General features: G+C 54.4%; 14 protein-coding genes. 8 read left to right on the top strand and 6 right to left on the bottom strand.

All coding sequences use genetic code 11. The annotated features are described in order from the left end of the window. Positions 1-752 precede the first annotated feature (752 nt). The 7 genes from tdcA (at position 753) to M8370_RS06700 (ending at position 10,597) form a co-directional block, all read left to right on the top strand. Positions 753-1,673 (top strand): transcriptional regulator TdcA, encoded by a 921-nt coding sequence (gene tdcA, locus M8370_RS06730; protein ID WP_038983586.1) that lies wholly within the window; start codon positions 753-755, stop codon positions 1,671-1,673. A gap of 119 nt (positions 1,674-1,792) precedes the next feature. Further along, entirely contained in the window at positions 1,793-2,782 is a 990-nt protein-coding gene (gene tdcB / locus M8370_RS06725; protein ID WP_161670284.1) for a bifunctional threonine ammonia-lyase/L-serine ammonia-lyase TdcB, read from the top strand. A 9-nt stretch (positions 2,783-2,791) separates the two neighbouring features. Continuing rightward, positions 2,792-4,123, top strand: a complete 1,332-nt coding sequence (gene tdcC, locus M8370_RS06720; protein WP_013098878.1) for a threonine/serine transporter TdcC — start codon at positions 2,792-2,794, stop codon at positions 4,121-4,123. 30 nt (positions 4,124-4,153) lie between these two features. Beyond that, a complete protein-coding gene (gene tdcD / locus M8370_RS06715; protein WP_250020691.1) occupies positions 4,154-5,362 on the top strand; it encodes a propionate kinase in 1,209 nt (402 codons plus the stop codon). A 15-nt stretch (positions 5,363-5,377) separates the two neighbouring features. Continuing rightward, complete coding sequence (gene pflB, locus M8370_RS06710) at positions 5,378-7,672, top strand: formate C-acetyltransferase (RefSeq protein WP_062728975.1); 2,295 nt, start codon at positions 5,378-5,380, stop codon at positions 7,670-7,672. A gap of 270 nt (positions 7,673-7,942) precedes the next feature. After that, positions 7,943-9,274 carry an SLC5/6 family protein gene (locus M8370_RS06705; protein WP_100168355.1) on the top strand — a complete coding sequence of 444 codons (1,332 nt, stop codon included), beginning with the start codon at positions 7,943-7,945 and terminating at the stop codon, positions 9,272-9,274. Between the two features lie 21 nt (positions 9,275-9,295). Beyond that, positions 9,296-10,597: an L-cysteine desulfidase family protein gene (locus M8370_RS06700; RefSeq protein WP_250020690.1), complete on the top strand. Its 1,302-nt coding sequence runs from the start codon at positions 9,296-9,298 to the stop codon at positions 10,595-10,597. Positions 10,598-10,659: 62 nt separating this feature from the next. Here the strand turns inward: M8370_RS06700 and M8370_RS06695 are convergent, their stop codons facing one another. Beyond that, on the bottom strand, positions 10,660-11,361 hold the full coding sequence (locus M8370_RS06695; RefSeq protein WP_250020689.1) for a pirin family protein: 702 nt from the start codon (positions 11,359-11,361) through the stop codon (positions 10,660-10,662). 104 nt (positions 11,362-11,465) lie between these two features. Between M8370_RS06695 and M8370_RS06690 the strand changes: the two genes are divergently transcribed. Next, complete coding sequence (locus M8370_RS06690) at positions 11,466-12,368, top strand: LysR family transcriptional regulator (RefSeq protein WP_014885334.1); 903 nt, start codon at positions 11,466-11,468, stop codon at positions 12,366-12,368. A gap of 41 nt (positions 12,369-12,409) precedes the next feature. Here the strand turns inward: M8370_RS06690 and M8370_RS06685 are convergent, their stop codons facing one another. The 5 genes from M8370_RS06685 to M8370_RS06665 all read right to left on the bottom strand — a co-directional run bounded on the left by M8370_RS06685 (position 12,410) and on the right by M8370_RS06665 (position 15,711). Then, complete coding sequence (locus tag M8370_RS06685; RefSeq protein WP_013098871.1) at positions 12,410-12,775, bottom strand: DUF805 domain-containing protein; 366 nt, start codon at positions 12,773-12,775, stop codon at positions 12,410-12,412. A 105-nt stretch (positions 12,776-12,880) separates the two neighbouring features. Then, the gene (locus M8370_RS06680) at positions 12,881-13,867 is read right to left on the bottom strand and encodes a glutathione S-transferase family protein (protein WP_020689387.1); all 987 of its coding nucleotides are present in this window, start codon (positions 13,865-13,867) and stop codon (positions 12,881-12,883) included. Positions 13,868-13,939: 72 nt separating this feature from the next. Beyond that, positions 13,940-14,332, bottom strand: a complete 393-nt coding sequence (locus M8370_RS06675; RefSeq protein ID WP_013098869.1) for a DoxX family protein — start codon at positions 14,330-14,332, stop codon at positions 13,940-13,942. A gap of 687 nt (positions 14,333-15,019) precedes the next feature. Then, entirely contained in the window at positions 15,020-15,316 is a 297-nt protein-coding gene (locus M8370_RS06670; protein ID WP_013098868.1) for a YqjK-like family protein, read from the bottom strand. Beyond that, on the bottom strand, positions 15,313-15,711 hold the full coding sequence (locus M8370_RS06665; RefSeq protein ID WP_013098867.1) for a phage holin family protein: 399 nt from the start codon (positions 15,709-15,711) through the stop codon (positions 15,313-15,315). The genes M8370_RS06670 and M8370_RS06665 overlap by 4 nt, the downstream gene beginning before the upstream one ends. Position 15,712: the final 1 nt, after the last annotated feature.

Raw genomic sequence — 15,712 nt, 5'->3', positions numbered from 1 at the left:
AAGAGATGAATGACTGTCCACTCCGCTTTCTATGAAAGAACGCGGCTTATCGGTCAGCTTCAACTTCTTAGAGAACCCCGCTTCGGCGGGGTTTTTGCTTAATGGGGCATGTACGCAGGTTAAGCGCAGCGCCACCCGGCCCCTCCCCAAACGACACCAATTCTCATATTTGCGACATTAAGCACATTTCACTGTTTTCTCCATTCATTGCCGCTCTGCTGTCTAATCCCGATCGTTATCACAAAATTTACCGCTAAAAAATCCTGAATTCTGAGTATGATTAATTTGTTATGAATGTTAACTTGATGATCCCGAATGTTTTCTTATTTGATATGCATATTTTGAAATTAAAAACATTCACCCTAAGAATGTGTGACGTATTCCACTCTTTCCCGAATCTCTGTCAAATTACGCCCGTAAATTTCAAAAAACTGAAAGAATGTTTCACATGAATAATGGTTATTTATTGTTCTTTAATTGCCTGAAAGATAGTCTTTATTGATTTTTTAAACGCAGCAAAATTTATCCGGGTTATCGCCATAAAATAAATTTATTACCACCATTTTTGTTGATCAATATCAGCGTAATAGCGTATTTGGTTGGTTGTATTTTATTGATTTAAAAGGTTTTTGATGGGGTTGTGTAGTTCCTGGTAAGGGTGCGAAAAGGCAAATTGTGAGTAACAGCACATACCCCCTGAAACAATATTGAGTAGAATCCACCCCGTCATAGGGAAATAAGCGCAGAATATTATGAACACTATTATTCTACCGAAAACACAGCACCTCGTGGTATTTCAGGAAGTCATTAAAAGTGGCTCCATAGGTTCTGCAGCAAGACAACTGGGTCTGACGCAACCCGCCGTCAGCAAAATTATCAGTGACATCGAATCTTACTTCGGTGTGGAAGTGATGGTGCGTAAAAACACGGGCGTAAAACTGACGGCGGCGGGCCAGGTTCTGCTCTCGTACTCAGAGTCGATCACCCGTGAGATGAAAAACATGGTGAGCGAGATTAACAGCCTCAGTTTCAGCACCGTCATGGACGTCTCGTTTGGTTATCCCTCGCTGATTGGCTTCACGTTCCTCTCTGAAATGATCAAAAAATTCAAGGAAGTATTCCCGAAAGCGCGGGTCTCCATGTATGAAGCGCAGCTCTCTTCTTTCCTTCCGGCCATTCGTGACGGGCGGTTGGACTTTGCCATCGGCACGCTGAGTGATGAAATGCTGCTGCAGGATCTGCATGTCGAGCCGCTGTTCGAGTCTGAATTTGTGCTGGTGGCCAGCAAATCACGAACGTGCACCGCCCCGACGACACTGGCATCGCTCACCCATGAGCAGTGGGTGATGCCGCAAACCGACATGGGCTACTACAAAGAACTTCTGACCACCCTGCAAGACAACCACATCAGTATTGAAAACATCGTCCAGACCGATTCCGTCGTCACCATTTATAACCTTGTCCTCAATGCCGACTACCTGACGGTGATCCCCCGCGACATGATTGCGCCGTTCGGTTCAGACCAGTTTATTGTGCTACCAGTGGAAGATGAATTACCGGTAGCACGCTATGCCGCCGTGTGGTCAAAAAATTACAGAATTAAAAAATCAGCGTCAGTGTTAGTTGAGCTGGCGAAACAATATGCGTCACTGACCAGTGAACGACGACGATGAATAATTAATTTCCAAATAAGTACTGCCTATTTTTTGAAAAACACCCCAGAGCTTATTTTAGCTGTGCTCTGATACCCTGACTTTGCCCGAAAAGAATGAATTATTATAACGAGGATATTATGCATATTACCTACGATCTCCCGGTAACCATTGAAGATATTCAGGATGCCAGAAAACGACTGACAGGAAAGATATATAAAACCGGCATGCCGCGCTCGAATTATCTCAGCGAACGCTGTAAGGGTGAAATCTTTCTGAAGTTTGAAAATATGCAGCGTACCGGCTCCTTCAAAATTCGCGGCGCGTTTAATAAATTAAGCTCGCTGACCGATGCTGAAAGACGTAAAGGGGTTGTGGCCTGCTCTGCGGGAAACCATGCGCAGGGCGTCTCCCTTTCCTGTGCCATGCTCGGCATCGACGGCAAAGTGGTGATGCCGATGGGCGCGCCAAAATCCAAAGTTGCCGCCACGCGTGACTACTCGGCGGAAGTGGTGCTGCACGGCGAGAACTTCAACGACACGATCGCCAAAGTGAGCGAAATCGTTGAGATGGAGGGGCGTATTTTTATCCCGCCTTACGATGACCCGAAAGTGATCGCCGGCCAGGGCACGATCGGCCTCGAAATTCTCGAAGATTTATACGATGTGGATAACGTCATTGTGCCGATCGGCGGTGGCGGGTTAATTGCTGGCATCGCAACGGCAATAAAATCGATTAACCCGACCATTAATATTATCGGCGTGCAGTCTGAAAATGTTCACGGTATGGCGGCGTCGTATCAGGCAGGTGAAATTATTAACCATCGGGTTACCGGCACATTAGCAGACGGCTGCGACGTTTCTCGTCCGGGTAAATTAACCTTCGAAATTGTTCGTGAATTAGTCGACGACATTGTGCTGGTCAGCGAAGACGATATTCGTAACAGCATGATTGCGTTAATTCAGCGAAACAAAGTGGTGACCGAAGGGGCGGGGGCGCTGGCCTGCGCGGCGTTATTGAGCGGCAAGCTCGACCATTATATTCAGGGGCGCAAAACCGTCTGCATTATTTCCGGCGGCAATATCGATCTCTCTCGTGTTTCCCAAATTACCGGCTTCGTTGACGCATAAGGATGACCTATGAGCAACACTGAAAGCATTATCGTTGGCCAGACAAAAACGTCCTCCTGGCGTAAGTCAGACACCACCTGGACGCTGGGATTGTTTGGTACCGCCATTGGCGCAGGCGTGCTGTTCTTCCCTATACGTGCAGGTTTCGGTGGCTTGATCCCTATCCTGCTGATGCTGCTTCTCGCGTTCCCGATTGCGTTCTACTGCCACCGCGCGCTGGCGCGTCTGTGCCTGTCCGGTAGCAACGTTTCCGGCAATATTACCGAAACGGTGGAGGAGCATTTTGGTAAAACAGGCGGAGTGGTCATCACGTTCCTCTACTTCTTCGCCATTTGCCCGCTGCTGTGGATTTACGGCGTCACCATTACCAACACCTTTATGACCTTCTGGGAAAACCAGCTCCAGATGCCGGCGCTAAACCGCGGCGTAGTGGCGCTGTTCCTGCTGCTGCTGATGGCCTTTGTGATCTGGTTCGGTAAAGACCTGATGGTGAAGGTCATGAGCTATCTGGTGTTCCCGTTTATCGCCAGTCTGGTGCTGATTTCCCTGTCGCTGATCCCTTACTGGAACTCGGCGGTGATCGACCAGGTTAACCTGAGCGATATCGCCTTCACCGGCCATGACGGCATACTGGTGACGGTGTGGCTGGGGATCTCCATCATGGTCTTCTCCTTTAACTTCTCGCCGATTGTCTCCTCGTTTGTGGTCTCCAAGCGCGAAGAGTACGAACCGGAGTTCGGTAAAGACTTCACCGAGCAGAAATGTTCCAGAATCATCGGCCGCGCCAGCCTGCTGATGGTCGCCGTGGTGATGTTCTTCGCCTTTAGCTGCCTGTTTACGCTCTCTCCGCAGAACATGGCTGATGCCAAAGCGCAGAACATTCCGGTGCTCTCTTATCTGGCGAACCATTTTGCGTCGATGTCAGGCACCAAATCGACGTTTGCGACGGTGCTGGAATACGGCGCCTCTATCATCGCGCTGGTCGCAATCTTCAAATCTTTCTTCGGCCACTATCTGGGCACGCTGGAAGGGCTGAACGGCCTGATCCTGAAGTTCGGGTACAAGGGCGATAAGAAGAAGGTCTCGGTGGGCAAACTGAACACCATCAGCATGGTCTTCATCATGGGCTCCACCTGGGTTGTCGCGTATGCCAACCCGAACATTCTGGACCTTATTGAGGCCATGGGAGCACCCATCATCGCTTCTCTGCTGTGTCTGTTGCCGATGTATGCCATCCGCAAAGCCCCGGCAATGGCGAAGTATAAGGGCAGACCTGAGAACATCTTCGTCACCGTTGTCGGCCTGCTGACCATCCTGAATATCGTTTACAAACTGTTCTAAATCAATGCTCAGGAAGAGCGGAGTCACACCATGATTGAGTTTCCGGTTGTACTGGTTATTAACTGCGGTTCGTCCTCTGTTAAGTTTTCAGTGCTCGATGCCAGCAGCTGCGATGCCCTGATGACGGGCATTGCCGACGGTATCAACACTGAAAAAGCCTTTATTTCCGTGAACGGGGGTGAGCCAGCCACACTGGCTCACCATGACTACGAAGGGGCGCTGGCTGCCATCGCCCTGGAGCTGGAGAAGCGTGACCTGATGAGCAGCGTGGCCTTAATTGGCCACCGCATAGCCCACGGCGGTGAACGCTTCAGCGAGTCGACCCTTATCACGGAGCAGGTTATCAACGAGATCCGCCAGGTTTCTTCTCTGGCACCACTGCACAACTACGCCAACTTAAGCGGTGTAGAAGCGGCGGAACGCCTGTTCCCTAACGTTCAGCAGGTGGCGGTGTTTGACACCAGTTTCCATCAGACGCTGCCGCCGCAGGCGTATCTTTACGGGTTGCCGTACCGCTATTTTGAGGAGCTGGGCGTGCGGCGCTACGGTTTTCACGGCACTTCCCACCGCTACGTTGCCGGGCAGGCGCATGCGCTTCTCGGACTTTCACCGGACGACAGCGGGTTAGTGATTGCCCACCTGGGTAATGGCGCGTCGATTTGCGCGGTTCGTAATGTCAAAAGCGTCGATACCTCGATGGGGATGACGCCGCTGGAAGGGCTGATGATGGGCACGCGCTGTGGCGACGTGGATTTTGGCGCGATGGCGTGGATTGCCCAGCAAACCGGCCAGTCGTTCGAGGATCTGGAGCGTGTGGTTAACAAAGAATCTGGCTTGCTGGGGATCTCCGGGATTTCCGCCGATCTCAGGACGCTGGAAAAAGCCTGGCGCGAGGGAAATCCGCGGGCGCAGCTGGCGATAAACACTTTTGTGCACCGCATTGCACGGCATATCGCCGGGCACGCGGCGTCGCTGCATCGCCTGGACGGGGTGGTGTTTACCGGAGGGATTGGCGAGAACTCTACGCTCATCCGCAGGCTGGTAGCAGAACACCTCAAGGTCTTTGGCATCATCCTCGACGAGACCCGCAACGCCCTGCCTGGCAGCGCGGGTGAACGCATCATCAGCGCCGATACGTCCCGCGTGGCGTGTGCGGTGATCCCTACCAATGAAGAAAAAATGATCGCGCTGGACGCCCTCCGTCTTGGGAAGGTTACCCCGGCTGCGGCTTACGCCTGACAGAGCGAGAATCTCATGAAAGTAACGATTGATACGCGCGTTGCGCCTTACAGCGACGCATGGGCCGGGTTTCGCGGTGAAGAATGGAAAGACGCCGTTAACGTGCGCGATTTTATTCAGCATAACTACACCCCTTATGAAGGCGACGAAACTTTCCTCGCGCAGGCGACGCCAGCAACGACGGCGCTGTGGCAAAAGGTGATGGTGGGGATTCGCCAGGAAAATGCCACCCACGCCCCGGTGGATTTCGATACCAACATCGCCACCACCATTACCGCTCACGGACCGGGCTATATCGACCGTGAGCTGGAGACCATCGTCGGCCTGCAAACCGATAAGCCGCTCAAGCGCGCCCTGCATCCGTATGGTGGGATCAACATGATCCGCAGTTCGTTCGAAGCCTACGGCCGCGAGATGGATCCGCAGTTCGAATACCTGTTTACCGACCTGCGTAAAACCCATAACCAGGGCGTGTTTGACGTCTACTCGCCGGAGATGATGCGTTGCCGTAAATCGGGTGTACTGACCGGGCTGCCGGACGGCTACGGACGCGGGCGCATCATCGGCGACTACCGCCGCGTGGCGCTGTACGGCATCAGCTATCTGGTGCGTGAGCGTGAACTGCAGTTCGCGGATCTGCAGCCGAGACTGGAACGCGGCGAGGATCTGGAGGCGACGATCCGCCTGCGCGAAGAGCTGGCGGAGCATAAGCGTGCGCTGCTGCAGATCCAGCAGATGGCGGCGAACTACGGCTTTGATATCTCGCGTCCGGCGATGAACGCGCAGGAAGCGGTGCAGTGGCTGTACTTTGCCTACCTGGCCGCGGTGAAATCCCAGAACGGTGGGGCGATGTCGCTGGGGCGCACCGCGTCATTCCTCGATATCTACATTGAGCGCGACATGCAGGCCGGGCGGCTGAATGAAGTTCAGGCACAGGAGCTGATCGACCACTTCATCATGAAGATCCGCATGGTGCGCTTCCTGCGTACGCCGGAGTTCGACACGCTCTTCTCTGGCGATCCGATCTGGGCGACAGAGGTGATTGGCGGGATGGGGCTGGACGGCCGCACGCTAGTGACCAAAAACAGCTTCCGCTACCTGCACACGCTGCACACCATGGGGCCTGCGCCAGAGCCAAACCTGACGATCCTGTGGTCTGAACAACTGCCGATCGCGTTCAAGAAATACGCCGCGCAGGTCTCGATTGTCACCTCGTCGCTGCAGTATGAGAACGACGATCTGATGCGTGCCGACTTCAACAGCGACGACTACGCTATTGCCTGCTGCGTCAGCCCGATGGTGATCGGCAAGCAGATGCAGTTCTTTGGTGCCCGCGCCAACCTGGCGAAAACGTTGCTGTATGCGATCAACGGCGGGGTGGATGAGAAGCTGAAGATCCAGGTCGGGCCGAAAACCGCGCCGCTGCTGGACGAGGTGCTGGACTACGACACCGTGATGGCGAGCCTGGATCACTTTATGGACTGGCTGGCGGTACAGTACATCAGCGCGCTGAATCTCATTCACTACATGCATGATAAGTACAGCTACGAAGCCTCGCTGATGGCGCTGCACGATCGGGACGTCTACCGCACCATGGCCTGCGGTATCGCCGGACTGTCGGTGGCCGCCGATTCCCTGTCGGCCATTAAATATGCGACGGTGAAACCGGTGCGCGACCATACCGGTCTGGCGGTCGATTTTGTCATTGAAGGGGATTATCCGCAGTACGGTAACAACGACGATCGCGTGGACAGCATCGCCTGTGACCTGGTGGAGCGCTTTATGAAGAAAATTCAGGCGTTACCAACCTATCGTAACGCGGTGCCGACCCAGTCGATCCTGACCATCACCTCGAACGTGGTGTACGGCCAGAAGACCGGCAACACGCCAGACGGACGCCGGGGCGGCACGCCGTTTGCGCCGGGTGCCAACCCAATGCACGGACGTGACAGAAAAGGGGCAGTGGCGTCGTTAACCTCGGTTGCCAAGTTGCCGTTCACCTACGCCAAGGATGGGATCTCTTACACCTTCTCCATCGTGCCGCAGGCGCTGGGCAAGGATGAGCTGGTACGCAAAACCAACCTTGTGGGGCTGCTGGACGGGTATTTCCACCACGAAACAGCCATCGAGGGCGGGCAGCATCTGAACGTCAACGTCATGAACCGGGAAATGCTGCTGGACGCCATTGCGCACCCGGAAAATTACCCGAACCTGACGATCCGCGTTTCGGGGTATGCGGTGCGGTTTAATGCCCTGACGCGTGAGCAGCAGCAGGATGTGATTTCAAGGACGTTTACGCAGGTAATGTAATCCAGGCTAAGGCGGGCCTCCCCTTTGGGGAGGCTTTTAATTTCGTGAATGCCATCACGTTTAGAAAATATCCACCTTATTGAGTATTTCAAAAGCAAATCTTCCTCCAGTATTAGAAAAGCCCTATTTATTTTGTGACTTTTTTCTCCCTCTCTCCGGCTATGATTTTCTCTCACTAACAACAAGCACCTGCACTCTCTGACTCGCCATCGCTGGCGAACGGAAACCTATAAAAATTAATCAGTTACCCTACAAAAAAGCGAGTGCCTTATGGATACGGCTACAAACAGCAGTGTGATTGTGAATGATTCCCCCGCGGCAAGGCGGGCGAGAATGCGTGAGAGCGAATGGCGCGAGGCGATCAAGTTCGACAGTACCGATACGGGCTGGGTCATCATGAGTATCGGGATGGCCATCGGCGCGGGGATTGTTTTTCTCCCGGTGCAGGTCGGATTAATGGGGCTGTGGGTCTTTTTGCTCTCGTCCGTGATTGGATATCCGGCGATGTATTTATTCCAGCGCCTGTTTATTAATACGCTGGCGGAATCACCGGAATGCAAAGATTATCCGAGCGTCATTAGCGGATATCTCGGGAAAAACTGGGGCATCTTATTAGGCGCACTCTATTTTGTGATGCTGGTCATCTGGATGTTTGTCTATTCCACCGCCATTACCAACGACAGCGCCTCTTATTTGCAGACCTTTGGCGTTACCGACGGGCTACTCTCAGAAAACCCGTTCTACGGGTTAGTGCTGATCTGTATTCTGGTGGCCATCTCTTCCCGCGGTGAAAAGCTGCTGTTTAAAGTCTCCAGCCTGATGGTGTTGACCAAGCTATTTGTGGTTGCCGCGCTGGGCTTGTCGATGATTGGCCTCTGGCATTTAGCCAACGTAGGCATGCTGCCGCCGATGGGGCTGCTGATTAAAAATGCCATCATTACGCTTCCCTTTACCTTAACCTCAATTCTGTTTATTCAGACCTTAAGCCCGATGGTGATCTCCTACCGTTCACGGGAAAAGTCCGTTGAGGTGGCGCGTCATAAAGCGCTGCGGGCCATGAATATCGCCTTTGGCGTGCTGTTTGTGACGGTATTCTTCTACGCCGTCTCCTTCACACTGGCGATGGGGCACGATGAAGCGGTAAAAGCCTATGAGCAGAACATCTCTGCCCTGGCGATTGCGGCGCAGTTTATCAGCGGAGAGGGTGCGGGCTGGGTCAAAATCGTCAGCGTGATCCTCAATATCTTTGCTGTTATGACGGCCTTCTTCGGCGTCTATCTTGGCTTTCGCGAGGCCACGCAGGGCATCGTGATGAACATTCTGCGTCGCAAAATGCCGGCAGAGAAAATCAATGAAAACACCGTCCAGCGTGGGATTATGCTGTTCGCCATCCTGCTGGCCTGGAGCGCGATTGTATTAAACGCGCCGGTGCTGAGCTTCACGTCTATTTGCAGCCCCATCTTCGGCATGGTGGGCTGTCTGATCCCTGCATGGCTGGTCTACAAGGTACCCGCCCTGCATAAATATAAAGGCGTATCACTGGTGATTATCATCATTACCGGGCTGCTGCTTTGTGTTTCTCCTTTCCTCGCATTCTCCTGAGGAGCAATTAAGGTCGTAACGATGTCTGAGCAAACTAACCCTTTATGGAATCATTTTATTCGCGCGGTGCAGGAAGAGGTTAAACCTGCGTTGGGGTGCACTGAACCCATCTCTCTGGCGCTGGCCTGTGCGATAGCCGCTGAGCACCTGCCCGGTGAGGTAACGCGCATTGAAGCATGGGTATCGCCCAATCTGATGAAAAACGGGCTTGGCGTAACGGTACCCGGCACCGGCATGGTCGGGCTACCCATTGCGGCGGCGCTGGGAGCGACGGGCGGGAATGCCCGCGCCGGGCTGGAGGTGCTAAAAGAGGCGTCAGCCGATGCGCTGGAACGCGCCAAAGCCCTGCTCAATGCGGGTCAGGTCCAGGTGAAACTGCAGGTGCCGTGCGAGGAAATCCTCTATTCGCGCGCCTGTGTTTATGCCGGAGAGGCCTCGGCCATGGTGACCATCGCAGGCGGGCATACTCGCGTGGTGGAGGTGGTCTGTGAGGGCGAAACACGCTTCATCCGTGATGAACAGCCGGGAGAGGCGGGTGACGATCCGCTGGAGGTGTTCTCTCACACCACGCTGTCGGCGATCCTCACGTTCGTGGAGCAGGTTCCGTGTGAGGCGATCCGCTTTATTCTGCAGGCGGGGCAGCTTAACGATGCCCTTTCTCGTGAAGGGCTGAGCGGAAAATGGGGGCTGCATATTGGCGCGACGCTGAATAAGCAGCGTACGCGCGGATGGATGGCGAAGGATGTTGGCTCGGACATTGTTATCCGCACCAGCGCGGCCTCTGACGCCCGAATGGGCGGTGCTACGCTTCCGGCAATGAGCAATTCAGGATCCGGCAATCAGGGGATCACCGCCACCATGCCGGTAGTGGTTGTGGCGGAGCACGTTCAGGCTGATGAGGAACGGCTGGCCAGAGCGCTGATGCTGTCCCATCTTTCGGCGATCTATATCCACGCCCAGCTTCCCCGCCTGTCGGCGCTGTGCGCTGCGACAACGGCAGCGATGGGGGCGGCAGCCGGCATGGCCTGGCTGATGGGGGGAAACTATCAAACGATCGCGATGGCCATCAGCAGCATGATCGGTGACGTCAGCGGGATGATTTGCGACGGTGCATCCAACAGCTGCGCGATGAAAGTCTCAACCAGCGTCAGCAGTGCCTGGAAAGCGGTGATGATGGCGCTGGATGAGTCTGCCGTGACGGGAAATGAAGGGATTGTGGCGCACGATGTGGAACAGTCTATCTCGAACCTGTGCGCGTTAGCGTGCCGCTCAATGCAGGCAACGGACCGGCAGATTATTGAGATTATGGCGAGTAAGGTGTAGCGAGTTCAGGGGCTCGATCGGTTCCCTCTCCCTGTGGGAGAGGGTTAGGGTGAGGGCATTCTCTACACCGGCAAATCAATCAGCAGCGCACGCAGCGGCGTATCGGCCACCAGCGTAATATTCGCTTCATCACGAATAAATGCCCCGTCGCCGCAGGTGAGCGCCTCTTTCTCTTCCGTGTGCGTTACCGCATGCACCGTACCGTGAATCGATTGCAGGTAGGCGCGCGGGCCATGAAGCTGAAAGCTCGCCTGTTCACCTTTCTTCAGTTCGATATGGTGCAGCCACACCTGCTGACGCAGTTGCAGGCTGCCTTTGCTCCCGTCCGGAGAAGCGATAAGCTGTTGCTTTTCGCTCTGCAGATCGATTTTTTGCACCAGCGGATTTTCCCGCTCAGGGCAGGCATCCAGCCACAGCTGCATGCGGGTCAGCGTTTTGTCTTTGCTGAGGTTATGCTCGCTATAGCTAATGCCAGGCTGCGTGGAAATTAACAGCGCTTCGCCAGCCTTTGCCTGGACATGATTGCCCTCGCTATCGCGGTATTCTGCCTCGCCTTCCAGGATCAGGTTCAGGATATCGACTTTCGGATACGTACGCGGCTGGAAGGAGGCGCCCGGGGCGAGTACTTCCTGATTTAACACGCGCAGTGAAGCGTAACCGAGGAGTTTAGGGTCAAAGTAGTGTCCAAAGGAAAAGGTGTAGCGGGCCTTCAGCCAACCGAAATCGGCTTGTCCGCACTGTTTAGCTGTTCTTGTCGTAATCATAAACTTGACCTCTCTTTACACTAAAACAATGGTAAAGGTATGGACGCTTCATTGTTAGCCAGATATTCTGCCCGGTATGTTCAAATTTCCTGAATGAGAACGAGATGGCTAAAGAGAGAGCATTGACGCTTGAGGCGCTTCGCGTCATGGACGCGATTGACAGGCGTGGCAGCTTTGCCGCCGCGGCAGATGAACTGGGGCGCGTTCCGTCTGCGCTCAGCTATACCATGCAAAAGCTGGAGGAAGAGCTGGACGTGGTGCTCTTTGACCGTTCCGGTCATCGAACAAAATTCACGAACGTTGGACGGATGCTGCTGGAACGTGGTCGCGTACTGCTGGAAGCGGCGGATAAACTGACGACGGACGCCGAGGCGCTGGCACGCGGCTGGGAAACCCACCTGACGCTGGTCACTGAGGCTCTGGTGCCTACCGAGGCGTTATTCCCGCTGGTGGACAGGCTGGCAGACAAAGCGAACACGCAGCTTTCAATCATCACCGAGGTGCTGGCAGGCGCATGGGAGCGTCTGGAGACGGGCAGGGCGGATATCGTGATTGCGCCGGATATGCACTTCCGTTCATCGTCTGAGATCAACTCCCGCAAACTTTACAGCGTGATGAACGTTTACGTTGCCGCGCCAAATCACCCGATTCACCAGGAGCCGGAGCCGCTTTCTGAAGTGACGCGCGTGAAGTACAGGGGCGTGGCGGTTGCGGATACCGCGCGTGAACGTCCGGTGCTAACGGTGCAGTTGCTGGATAAACAGCCGCGTCTGACGGTCACATCGCTGGAAGATAAGCGCCAGGCATTGCTGGCAGGATTGGGCGTGGCGACTATGCCGTATCCGTTTGTTGAAAAAGACATTGCTGAAGGGCGTCTGCGCGTCGTCAGCCCGGAGTACACCAGCGAAGTGGATATCATTATGGCGTGGCGTCGCGACAGCATGGGCGAAGCGAAATCATGGTGTTTGCGAGAAATTCCAAAGCTCTTTGCGCATCACAACAAATAAAAGAGTAAGCCCGATGTGCCTAAGCGCCATCGGGCATAAATTTACGCGCCGATCTTCGGATCCGGACCAAAGCGGTTTTCACCCGGCGTCCCGCTCTGACAGTTGAAGATTAAAATCACAATCCACCCTACTACCGGGATTAACAGCAGCAGTAACCACCAGGCGGAACGATCCGTGTCGTGAAGCCGGCGGAACTGTACGGCCCAGGACGGCAGAAGAATAAAGATGGCATAAATCGATGTAAGGACGCCTTCCCCACTCGCCCACTCCCAGCCCAGAATTTTATCCACGATGCTCAGCACCAGAGCAAAAATGAAGTTCACCAGAATGAACATCCAGTACTCTTTGCGGCGCGCGCGGCCACCAAATCCAATGTAGTTGCGCAGTACGTTTAAATACCAATCCATTTCCTTGCCTCATTTATCAGTCAATCACTTGTTTTCTAAGCGATCGAGGTAAGGATAGATGGAGATTGTGAATTAAAAAAGGGCATCTCACGATGCCCTTAATATTTATCCAAAACGAACGTCGCGCCCGTGGGGTTCATTCAGATCCTGCCACGGCCCGATGGAGATAATACCCGTCGGGTTAATGGTTTTGTGGCTGCGGAAATAGTGGGTGCGGATATGGTCAAAATCGACCGTTTCGGCAATTCCCGGCATCTGGTAGATGTCGCGCAGGAAACCATACAGGTTCAGATAATCGCTGATGCGGTGTTTGTCACACTTAAAGTGGGTGACATAGACCGGATCAAAGCGAACCAGCGTCGTCCACAGGCGGATATCCGCTTCCGTCAGACGATCGCCCGTCAGATAGCGGTGCTGGCCGAGGATCTGCTCCAGACGCTCAAGAGATTCAAAGACTTTTCCAACCGCTTCGTCGTAGGCTTCCTGGCTGGTGGCAAAACCGGCCTTGTAAACGCCGTTATTAACGTTGTCGTAAATCCAGCTGTTCAGCTCATCGATTTTGTCTCGCAGCTCAACCGGATAGTAATCCCCGGCGCGCGCGCCATGGGCGTCGAAGGCGGTGTTGAACATGCGGATGATCTCCGCAGACTCATTGCTGACAATCGTCTGGTTTTTCTTATCCCACAGAACCGGTACGGTGACGCGCCCGGTGTAGTGCGGGTCGGCGCGCAGATAAAGCTGGTAGAGGAAATCGTGATGATACAGTTCATCACCCGTCGCAGCAGGGAAATCACGGTCGAACGTCCAGCCGTTTTCCAGCATTAGCGGGTTCACCACCGACACCGGAATTAAGGATTCGAGGCCTTTCAGCTTGCGCACAATCAGCGTGCGGTGCGCCCACGGGCAGGCGAGGGAAACATAGAGGTGATAACGATCTTTCTCGGCCGCAAAGCCACCTTCGCCACTCGGGCCGGGAGCACCATCGGCGGTAAGCCAGTTACGGAAGGCCGAAACAGAGCGCTTGAAGCGTCCACCGGTGGATTTGGTGTCATACCAGACATCCTGCCAGACGCCGTCTACGAGTTGTCCCATTTTTTTCTCCTCCGTCAGATAGCAAAAGCGAGGAGAGGTCTCCTCGCTTTGTGTTTATTCAGTATAGCGTGCTTACCATTTCTTATTCAGAACGCGGTCGATGCTGTATGCGCCCGGGCCGGTGACAGCCAGCAGCAGGAAGCCACCCGCAATGGTCAGGTTTTTCATGAACATCAGGGAGTTCACGCCTTCAGCAAAGTTGCTGTGGAAGATGAACGCCGTCAGCAGGGTGAAGCCCGCAGTAAACAGCGCCGTGGTACGGGTCAGGAAGCCGAACAGTACCGCCAGGCCGCCGCCGAACTCAAGCAGAATGGTCAGTGGCAGCATGAAGCCCGGAACGCCCATGGCTTCCATATACTGCTGGGTACCCGCATAACCGGTGATTTTGCCCCAACCTGCAACGATGAACAGAATTGGCATCAGAATACGTGCTACCAGTACACCAACATCTTCTAATTTTTTCATTTTACTCTCCAGGAAACCACATCAGCGGCTGAACATTATTTGTCTGCAAATTCGGGTAGATACCGCGTCTTTGCTGTCGATGGAGAGCATCATAAACGTGACGGTTGGCGATTGTTAGCAAGGAAAACTGTCAATCTTTTTCAAAGATATTGAGTAAGGGCAGGTGCGCGCTGGTGCCCTCACCCCAACCCTCTCCCACAGGGCTGAGGGATCCCCATAAAATAATACCTGCACGGAGGACCCCCTCTCCCTTGAGGGAGAGGGTTGGGGTGAGGGGGAACATATGGCTGTAGAGGTCATTCCGTTCACTTTATGTTCCTTGCTACTCTGTAACGGCATGACTTGTGAACGTGCCAGGGCGGCTCAATCGCCGCCGCCCTGGCGACCCGGGCTCCCGGCGGTAAATCGCCGCTTCGCGGTGCCTTCGGCTTATTCCTTCCGGCTTATCGGGGACGGGCGGATGTAACGTCCCTGTAAAGCCGCCCTCTCGGCGCATCCATGCGCCTCGCCCCGGCCTGCAGGAAACGCCTCAGCGATTTACAGCCGGACCAGGGCGTCGCTGTAAGTCATTTATTTTCCTGAAACAACATTCGTCGCTTTCGGTAAAAAAATTACTGGGGAACCCTCTCCCACAGGGAGAGGGCGTAAAAACAAAAAACGGTAACCAGGGTTACCGTTTTGCTTTTATCACCGAAGCTGCTGCTGGCGAATCGTCGCTTTCACCAGGCGCCAGGCGCTCCAGGCACCAAAGCCGCGTCGGGCCCAACGGATCAGCATATTCGGATGACGGATCGTCCAGATTGCCATCACACTGCTGCCAACCAGAGCCCAGGAACGCAGGCTCAGGAAGGTGTTCCAGCCACGGTCAAACCGACGCGTCGCGTCAATCCAGTCGCGACGGCTGGCAGACAGATCCAGCCGTTGCTGCTGGATCTGACTTAACAGAAAGGCTTTTCGCTTTTCACGTTCGGCTTTATCGCTCACGGCTTGTCATCCTCCAGCAGAGCGCGATCGTTCGCCAGCTCCTGGCGCGTATGGCGCAGGAAAGTGGACTTACGCGCTTTGCGCATCGTCCAGATACCGCCAATCAGTGCTGCAACCAGCAAAACGACGGTGGTGGCAATCATCGCGTTGAGTCGATATTGCGGATCGATGGCCCAGATGATGAGTACCATCAGGCTCATCAGACCAAACGCGGCGAAGAGCATGGTCAGTCCGAGCATCAGCAGCATCTGGAAGAGGTTGGCTTTCTCCTCTTCCAGCTCTACCACTGCCAGCCGGACGCGCGTTTCGGCAATCCCGACCAGCGTCGTTAAGATACGCTGGCCGATGCCGAGGACGTTGTTAGCAGGCCCTTGTGCGTGACGAGGATCTTCCATA

Origin of the sequence: Enterobacter cloacae complex sp. OE43NF (assembly GCF_023544405.1) — a bacterium.
Classification (GTDB): domain Bacteria; phylum Pseudomonadota; class Gammaproteobacteria; order Enterobacterales; family Enterobacteriaceae; genus Enterobacter; species Enterobacter cloacae.
The sequence above is the reverse complement of the archived record's forward strand: the minus strand, read 5'-3'. Positions and strand labels throughout refer to the sequence as shown.

Bases quoted from the DNA above. Each gene is read 5' to 3' on its own strand.
- M8370_RS06690 (WP_014885334.1), top strand. From the start codon at position 11,466: ATGGCTAAAGAGAGAGCATTGACGCTTGAGGCGCTTCGCGTCATGGAC.
- tdcA (WP_038983586.1), top strand. From the start codon at position 753: ATGAACACTATTATTCTACCGAAAACACAGCACCTCGTGGTATTTCAG.
- M8370_RS06695 (WP_250020689.1), bottom strand. From the start codon at position 11,361: ATGATTACGACAAGAACAGCTAAACAGTGCGGACAAGCCGATTTCGGT.
- M8370_RS06685 (WP_013098871.1), bottom strand. From the start codon at position 12,775: ATGGATTGGTATTTAAACGTACTGCGCAACTACATTGGATTTGGTGGC.
- tdcB (WP_161670284.1), top strand. From the start codon at position 1,793: ATGCATATTACCTACGATCTCCCGGTAACCATTGAAGATATTCAGGAT.
- M8370_RS06680 (WP_020689387.1), bottom strand. From the start codon at position 13,867: ATGGGACAACTCGTAGACGGCGTCTGGCAGGATGTCTGGTATGACACC.
- tdcC (WP_013098878.1), top strand. From the start codon at position 2,792: ATGAGCAACACTGAAAGCATTATCGTTGGCCAGACAAAAACGTCCTCC.
- M8370_RS06705 (WP_100168355.1), top strand. From the start codon at position 7,943: ATGGATACGGCTACAAACAGCAGTGTGATTGTGAATGATTCCCCCGCG.
- M8370_RS06675 (WP_013098869.1), bottom strand. From the start codon at position 14,332: ATGAAAAAATTAGAAGATGTTGGTGTACTGGTAGCACGTATTCTGATG.
- M8370_RS06665 (WP_013098867.1), bottom strand. From the start codon at position 15,711: ATGGAAGATCCTCGTCACGCACAAGGGCCTGCTAACAACGTCCTCGGC.
- pflB (WP_062728975.1), top strand. From the start codon at position 5,378: ATGAAAGTAACGATTGATACGCGCGTTGCGCCTTACAGCGACGCATGG.
- M8370_RS06700 (WP_250020690.1), top strand. From the start codon at position 9,296: ATGTCTGAGCAAACTAACCCTTTATGGAATCATTTTATTCGCGCGGTG.
- tdcD (WP_250020691.1), top strand. From the start codon at position 4,154: ATGATTGAGTTTCCGGTTGTACTGGTTATTAACTGCGGTTCGTCCTCT.